Origin of the sequence: Paraburkholderia nodosa (assembly GCF_001718195.1) — a bacterium.
GTDB classification, from domain to species: domain Bacteria; phylum Pseudomonadota; class Gammaproteobacteria; order Burkholderiales; family Burkholderiaceae; genus Paraburkholderia; species Paraburkholderia nodosa_A.
Genome location: NZ_MCNV01000012.1, coordinates 200,464 through 207,013, shown reverse-complemented (window position 1 = coordinate 207,013; position 6,550 = coordinate 200,464). Strand labels below are relative to the sequence as shown.

The following is a 6,550-nucleotide window of genomic DNA, read 5'->3' as shown; positions in this document are numbered from 1 at the left end:
CGGCGACGCGAGCGCACGCGGCGCAGCGGTCTATCGCGACAACTGCATGGCCTGCCACCGCAGCGACGGACGCGGCTACACGCGCGTGTTCCCGGCGCTCGGCGGCAACCCGGTCGTGCAGGGCAAGGACCCCACTTCGCTGATTCACGTGCTGCTCGCAGGCAGCGCGCTCGAAGGCACGCAATCCGCGCCCTCGTCGTTCACGATGCCGCCGTTCGGCTGGCGTCTGTCCGACCAGGAAGTGGCCGACGTGTCCACCTTCGTGCGTGCGAGCTGGGGCAACACCGGCGCGCCAGTGAGCGCCGAAGACGTCGGGAGGGTCCGCAAGACCATCACCGTGAGCACGCCGGGGCTGCCGCCTGGCGCAACGCTCAAGCACTAACGCGCCCCGCGCAGCACTTTTCCCTCCCCGCGTTTCACACCTGCGGTCTCGTTCGCGAGACCGCAGGTGTGTGCGCGCATAACCAGAAATCGCTCAACAGGCGATCTTTAGACGTTGATACAACAAATGATGAGAAAACACCTGCTCGCCGCACCAGTCCTGTTCTCGCTCGCCGGCATCGCATCGGCGCAAGGCTCGGTCACGCTGTATGGCATTGCCGACGCCGGCATCACGTATCGCAGCAACGAGCGCACCGGCACCACCGGCGCTTACACGGGCCATTCGAACGTGGGCCTCTCCACCGGCAACCTCTCGGGCAGCCGCTGGGGCATCAAGGGCAAGGAAGACCTGGGCAACGGGCTCGCGGCCATCTTCCTGCTCGAAGACGGCTTCGACATCACGAACGGCACCTCGGGCCAGAGCGGGCGCCTGTTCGGCCGTCAGGCCTTCGTGGGCCTCTCGGACCAGCGTTACGGCTCGCTCACCATGGGCCGCCAGTACACCTCGCTCGACGACTTCGTCGGGCCGGTCGCGCCCGTGAACTACATCGGCGGCTTCGGCGCGCATCCGGGCGACATCGACGACCTCGACCAGACCACGCGCGTCGACAACTCGATCAAGTACACGAGCGCGAACTACGGGGGCTTCACGTTCGGTGCGCTGTACGGTTTCGGCGGCCAGGCGGGCAGCATGAAGCGCAAGAACACCTGGAGCTTGGGCGCGGGCTACGCAAACGGCCCGCTGCGCATGGGCGTGGGTTATGAACGCTCGGACAACAGCAAGACCGGCCTCGACGATCCCACCTACGGCAAGTGGCAAGGCACCTACGACGGCACGTTCAACTCGTCGATCAACGAAGGCTATGCGAGCGCGCAATCGCAGCAGGTGATGGCGGCGGGCGCAACGTGGGACTTCGGTCCCGCCGTGGTCGGCGTGAACTACAGCAACGTGCAGTATCGCTCGGGCGCGAATTCGCTGTTTTCGGGCAATGCGATCTTCAATATCGCGGGCATTTTCACGCAGTGGAACGTGCAGCCACGCACGCATCTGTTCGCGGGCTACAGCTATACGCGGGGCAGCGCCGTGGAAGGTGTGGATGAAGACGCGCAGTACCACAACGTTTCGGTGGGCGCGACCTATGATCTCTCGACGCGCTCGACGGTGTATCTGCTCGCGGGCTACCAGCATGCAGCGGGCATGACGCTCGACGCTGCCGGCAATCCGGTCGCGGCAACCGCTTCGGTGTCCGACAAGGGCAACGGCCACTCGTCGGCCACGCGGTCGCAAGCCATCGTGAGCGTGGGCTTGCGTCAGAAGTTCTAATACTCCGAAGTTTCGTTGCTTGCGCAACGAAATTGCGGGTGCTCACGCCATGAGCGCCCGCTTGCCTTTGCCGGCCGCGCCGCCGCTCAGTGCAGCACCTCCGGCCGGTCCAGCAGGCCGTAGAACTCGTCGATCGTCACGGTCGGTGCGAACTGCGAGAGCGTGGCGACGATCACGTCGTCGGTAATCGCCGATCCTGCCGCCGATTCGAGCTGAACCCCGGCCGCGGCGGCCTGGCTCTCGGCCAGCTCGAGGGCGATCGACAGGATGAAGCGTGCGTCGGTTTGGGTGAGTAGGGCTTTCATGCCTGCTCTAACGGCGCGCGCACGGGGAATCTTTAGGGTTTTGTGGGGTTTCGTAAGGCTTCGTAATCGTTACGCGCAGCCCTATGTTCAACGCGTACGGGCCACGAACTGTCCGGGACTCGTGCCCGTCAATCGTCGGAACATTGCGATGAAAGCCGACGACGTGGCGTACCCCAGATCCAGCGCCACGGCCTCGACGCTGCGCCCGGCATGCAGCATCGGCAGCGCGTTGACGAGCCGGATGCGCTGGCGCCATTCCGTCAGGGACATGCCGAGCTCGTTTTGCGCGCGGCGCATGAGCGTGCGCTCGCTCATGTGAAATGCATCGGCAAGCTCTGCAAGCGAGCGATTGTCGGCGGGGTTCTGGCGCAGCACCTGGAGGATTGCGTTGAGATCGGCGTCGTCGGTATGCGGCACGAAGCTGCCCGTGGTCGCGCAGGTCGACAGCTGATCCACGAGCACGCGCAACAAACGCGCGCGCTGGGCTTCGCCCTCCTCCTCCGTTGGCGTCACACGCAGATGCTCGAGGATCGCGCGCACGAGCGGCGACACCATCACCGCGCAGCTCGTTGCCGGCATGCGCGTGCACAGGTCGCGGCTGATGTAGACCGAGCAATGCACGGTCTCCTGTTCGTTGAAGCCCACGTGCTCGGTGCCCGGCGCGATCCACAGCCCGAGATGCGGCGGCGTGATGTAGTGCTCGTCCCCCGCCTTCACCTCGGTCGTGCCGCTGAACGCGTAGACGAACTCGCCCCACGGGTGGCACATCTGCGGATAGGTGGCATGCGAAGGCATGTGCTCCATGCGGAAGAACACGGGCGTGGGCAGCACGTCGGTGAAGGGCGGCAGGCGCAGGTAGCGCGCCGGGCGAGCACGGGCAGGTGTTTTGGGCATGGCGGTCTGGGGCTATCGATTGTCAGTTTTGCGCTATATGCGCGCATCCCGTCGCATCAATACTACGCCCACTGCCAACAAACTTCAGCCGAATCCTTCAAATCAGTGAGCCCGCAATGAGAAAGCAAGTCGACGCAACGGCCGTGGCCATCATGGTGGCGCTCTGCCTCGCATGGGGTCTGCAACAGGTCGCGATCAAGGCGGTGGCCGGGGACATCCCGCCCATGCTGCAGATCGGGCTGCGTTCGGGCGTGGCGGCGGCACTCGTGTGGCTCTTCAACCAGCTCGTTTCGCGCGAGCGCTGGCTGCCGGGCGTGGCGCGCGGCGCGGGGCTCGTCACAGGCGGCTTGTTCGCGCTCGAATTCGTGTTCGTGGCCATGGGCCTGCGCTGGACCAATGCCTCGCACATGGCCGTGTTTCTCTATACCGCGCCGATGTTCGCGGCAATCGGCCTGCATCTGCGCCTGCCCGACGAACGCCTCGCGCGGCTGCAATGGGGCGGCATTGCGATCGCCTTCGCGGGCATCGCCATCACGTTCCTCGGGCCCGCGCTACTGGGCGCCGACATCCCGGGCTCGCCGTTGTGGCTGCTCGGAGACTTCATGGGTCTTTGCGCGGGCGCGGCGTGGGGGCTCACCACTGTCGTCGTGCGCACGAGCCGCCTGAGCGAGGCGCCCGCCACGCAAACGCTCTTCTATCAACTGGCGGGTGCTTTCGTCGCGCTGGTGCCGTTCTCGTTCCTGACCGGCCAGGCGCATTTTCACGGCACGCCGCTCGCCCTGGCCTCCCTCGCATTCCAGACCTTGCTCGTCTCGTTCGTGAGCTATCTCGTGTGGTTCTGGCTGCTGCGCCGCTATCTGGCCGCGCGCCTCGGCATACTGTCGTTCATGACGCCGCTGTTCGGCGTGGCGTTCGGCGTCGCGCTGCTGCACGAGCGCGTAGAGCCCGCGTTCCTGTTTGGCTCGGCGCTCGTGCTGATCGGCCTGCTGGTGGTGAACGCCCAAAGCTGGGTCCGCCAGGCTTTCGGCCGTCGTGCCGCCAACGCAAACGGCGCTCGGGTTTCCTGATTCGATCAACAAAGTACCCGAATTACGCGGCATCTACGGTCTTTCGGTTGGCGTGACGGCGTCTCGCCGCACGCCTGCGCTTTCTGAGGTAAAGTCGCTCGGGTTCCGACTCACCTCGAATCCGGCACCCGATGCAAACCCTCTCGACTTTTACGCCCGTAGCGCTCGAACACGCGAGCCGCCTCATCAATCACGGCCCCACCGTGCTCGTCACCAGCAGCGACGGCAAGCGCCGCAACGTCATGGCGGCCGCGTGGTCGATGCCCGTAGAATTCACACCGCCGCGCATCGCCATCGTGATCGACAAGCGCACGTTCACGCGCGAACTCATCAACGCGAGCGGCACGTTCGGCGTGATCATTCCGGGCGCCGCCGCCATCGATCTGACCTACGCCGTGGGCAGCGTCAGCGGCCGCGAGACCGACAAGTTCCAGCGTTTCGATATCGCCGCCATTACGGGCCCGAAGCTCGGCTTGCCCCTGCTCGAAGCAGGCTGCTGCGCGTGGATGGAATGCCGCCTGATTCCCGAACGGCACACCGAAGACGCCTACGATACGTGCTTCGCCGAAGTGATCGCTGCCGCGGCCGAGCCGCGTGTCTTCCGCAATGGCCACTGGGAACTCGACAGCAGCAACGCGGACCTGCACACGATCCACCATCTGGGGGCCGGCAATTTCGTGCGCGCCAGCGACACGATTAAGGCACGCGAACTCGCGTAAGCGCACCAACGCGATCAGGCCGCTATGATTCGCGTGTGGTGTGAAATCGCCACAAATATTTCGCATTGCATATGTTTGAAAACATCTATTGGCGTGTTTTCAAGCGGCACAGGAGCCACGCATGAGCGATCTCGATACGCCGGCATCATTTGGCAGCCCCAAGGCGACCGCGCAAGCCGGACGACTCGGTTACCTGCCCGTCGCGCTGTTCGGCTCGGTCATGGGGCTTGCCGGGCTCTCGTCGGCGTGGCGGCTCGCGCACCGCATGTACGGCGTGCCGCTGTGGATCGCGCAGTTGATCGGCGTGCTCGCCGTGCTGGCGTTCCTGATGATCGGCTTCGGGTACGCCGTGAAATGGGTCACCGGCCCCGATGCCGTGAAAGCCGAATTCAATCATCCCATTGCGAGCAATCTCTTCGGGACGCTGTTCATCAGCCTGTTACTGCTGCCCATCCCGCTTGCCGACGTGAGCGTGCCGTTCGCGCGCGCGGTGTGGATCGTCGGCGCCATCGGCATGATCGTGTTTGCGTGGTTCGTGATCATGCGCTGGCTCAGTCAGCGTCAGCATCCGTCCCATGCCACACCCGCGTGGATCGTGCCCGTCGTAGGGCTCATCGACATCCCGCTCGCCACGCCCGCCATCCAGATCACGGGCGTGAACGGCGTCTTGATGCTCGCGCTCGCCGTGGGGCTCTTTTTCGCTGTGCCGCTCTTCACGCTGATTTTTTCGCGCCTCATGTTCGAGGAGCCCATGGCCAACAATCTGCAGCCGACGCTCCTCATTCTGCTCGCGCCGTTCGCCGTGGGCTTTTCGGCCTATGTGACCGTGACGGGCGAAGTGGACCGCTTCGCCGATGCGCTCTACATGCTCACGCTGTTCCTGCTCACTGTGCTCGTCGGCCGGTTGCGCTATCTCGCGATCACCTGCCCCTTCCGGCTCTCGTGGTGGGCCGTGAGCTTTCCGCTCGCGGGCTCGGTGAGTTGCGCCGAGCGTTACGCCGACCATGCTCCGGGCCCCATCACGCACGGCATCGCGATCGTTCTGCTCGCGACGGTCACGCCGCTGCTGTTCCTGCTGGCCGGCCGCACATTGTGGGGCGTGCTGCGGGGAGAACTGGAAGCGCTGGCCCGCTAGCAGCTCGAACACAACTGCGTGCTTGAATTTTATAGACGATCGGTCTAATATCGGCGACATGGAACCGATCATCGCCAAACCGCGCCGCGGCAGGCCGCCGAAAGATCCGCGCGCGCACGCCGACACACGCGACACGCTCATTCGCGCCGGCATGGAAATGCTGACCGAACAGAGCTTCGCGGCCACGGGGCTGGATGCCCTGCTCAAGCGGGTGAACATTCCCAAGGGCTCGTTCTATCACTACTTCGACAGCAAGGAAGCATTCGGGCGCGAGTTGATGAGCGCGTACGATGCGTACTTCTGCGCGAAGCTCGACCGCTGGCTGCAGGACGACACGCGCCCTGCTCTCGAGCGGCTCGGCGCCTTCGTAGACGACGCCAGCAAAGGCATGGCCCGCCACCGCTATACACGCGGCTGCCTCGTGGGCAATCTCGGCGTCGAGGTGGACATCCTGCCCGACGACTTCCGCGACACGCTCGAACGCATTCTGCAGGGCTGGCAAGCGCGCATCGTGGCGTGCCTGCACGAGGCCCAGCGCGAAGGCGTACTCGCAAAGCGAATCGACCTTGCGTCACTCGCCGCTTTCTTCTGGATAGGCTGGGAAGGCGCCGTGCTGCGCGCCAGGCTAGTGCGCAGCGCGGCTCCACTCGAGACATTTTTTAGGGGTTTCATCGCGGGGTTGCCTCGCGCGTGAGCGCGTGAGCCGCGGCAACGCCAACCGTTCA

8 protein-coding genes are annotated in these 6,550 nt (G+C 64.9%); 6 read left to right on the top strand and 2 right to left on the bottom strand.

What is annotated here, in order from left to right; all coding sequences use genetic code 11:
• Both BFD71_RS21650 and BFD71_RS21645 read left to right on the top strand, forming a co-directional pair.
• The coding region (locus BFD71_RS21650) for a c-type cytochrome (RefSeq protein ID WP_141710757.1) at positions 1–382 on the top strand (382 nt) is incomplete at its 5' end.
• Positions 383–511: 129 nt separating this feature from the next.
• Positions 512–1,705 (top strand): porin, encoded by a 1,194-nt coding sequence (locus BFD71_RS21645; RefSeq protein ID WP_069266369.1) that lies wholly within the window; start codon positions 512–514, stop codon positions 1,703–1,705.
• An 86-nt stretch (positions 1,706–1,791) separates the two neighbouring features.
• On the opposite strand, the gene BFD71_RS21640 is transcribed toward BFD71_RS21645, so the two are convergent.
• On the bottom strand, positions 1,792–2,010 hold the full coding sequence (locus BFD71_RS21640; protein ID WP_028207581.1) for a hypothetical protein: 219 nt from the start codon (positions 2,008–2,010) through the stop codon (positions 1,792–1,794).
• An 87-nt stretch (positions 2,011–2,097) separates the two neighbouring features.
• The gene (locus tag BFD71_RS21635; protein ID WP_069266346.1) at positions 2,098–2,904 is read right to left on the bottom strand and encodes an AraC family transcriptional regulator; all 807 of its coding nucleotides are present in this window, start codon (positions 2,902–2,904) and stop codon (positions 2,098–2,100) included.
• 116 nt (positions 2,905–3,020) lie between these two features.
• Between BFD71_RS21635 and BFD71_RS21630 the strand changes: the two genes are divergently transcribed.
• From BFD71_RS21630 to acuR, 4 genes are all read left to right on the top strand, one after another.
• A complete protein-coding gene (locus BFD71_RS21630) occupies positions 3,021–3,971 on the top strand; it encodes a DMT family transporter (protein ID WP_069266345.1) in 951 nt (316 codons plus the stop codon).
• 131 nt (positions 3,972–4,102) lie between these two features.
• Complete coding sequence (locus tag BFD71_RS21625; RefSeq protein WP_069266344.1) at positions 4,103–4,690, top strand: flavin reductase family protein; 588 nt, start codon at positions 4,103–4,105, stop codon at positions 4,688–4,690.
• Positions 4,691–4,811: 121 nt separating this feature from the next.
• Positions 4,812–5,825: an SLAC1 anion channel family protein gene (locus BFD71_RS21620; RefSeq protein WP_069266343.1), complete on the top strand. Its 1,014-nt coding sequence runs from the start codon at positions 4,812–4,814 to the stop codon at positions 5,823–5,825.
• A 58-nt stretch (positions 5,826–5,883) separates the two neighbouring features.
• Positions 5,884–6,519: an acrylate utilization transcriptional regulator AcuR gene (gene acuR / locus BFD71_RS21615; protein ID WP_069266342.1), complete on the top strand. Its 636-nt coding sequence runs from the start codon at positions 5,884–5,886 to the stop codon at positions 6,517–6,519.
• The last annotated feature ends 31 nt before the right edge of the window (positions 6,520–6,550 follow it).

Excerpts from the sequence above, each read along its gene's own strand:
- BFD71_RS21645 (WP_069266369.1), top strand. The coding sequence starts at position 512 with ATGAGAAAACACCTGCTCGCCGCACCAGTCCTGTTCTCGCTCGCCGGC.
- BFD71_RS21640 (WP_028207581.1), bottom strand. The coding sequence starts at position 2,010 with ATGAAAGCCCTACTCACCCAAACCGACGCACGCTTCATCCTGTCGATC.
- BFD71_RS21635 (WP_069266346.1), bottom strand. The coding sequence starts at position 2,904 with ATGCCCAAAACACCTGCCCGTGCTCGCCCGGCGCGCTACCTGCGCCTG.
- BFD71_RS21630 (WP_069266345.1), top strand. The coding sequence starts at position 3,021 with ATGAGAAAGCAAGTCGACGCAACGGCCGTGGCCATCATGGTGGCGCTC.
- BFD71_RS21625 (WP_069266344.1), top strand. The coding sequence starts at position 4,103 with ATGCAAACCCTCTCGACTTTTACGCCCGTAGCGCTCGAACACGCGAGC.
- BFD71_RS21620 (WP_069266343.1), top strand. The coding sequence starts at position 4,812 with ATGAGCGATCTCGATACGCCGGCATCATTTGGCAGCCCCAAGGCGACC.
- acuR (WP_069266342.1), top strand. The coding sequence starts at position 5,884 with ATGGAACCGATCATCGCCAAACCGCGCCGCGGCAGGCCGCCGAAAGAT.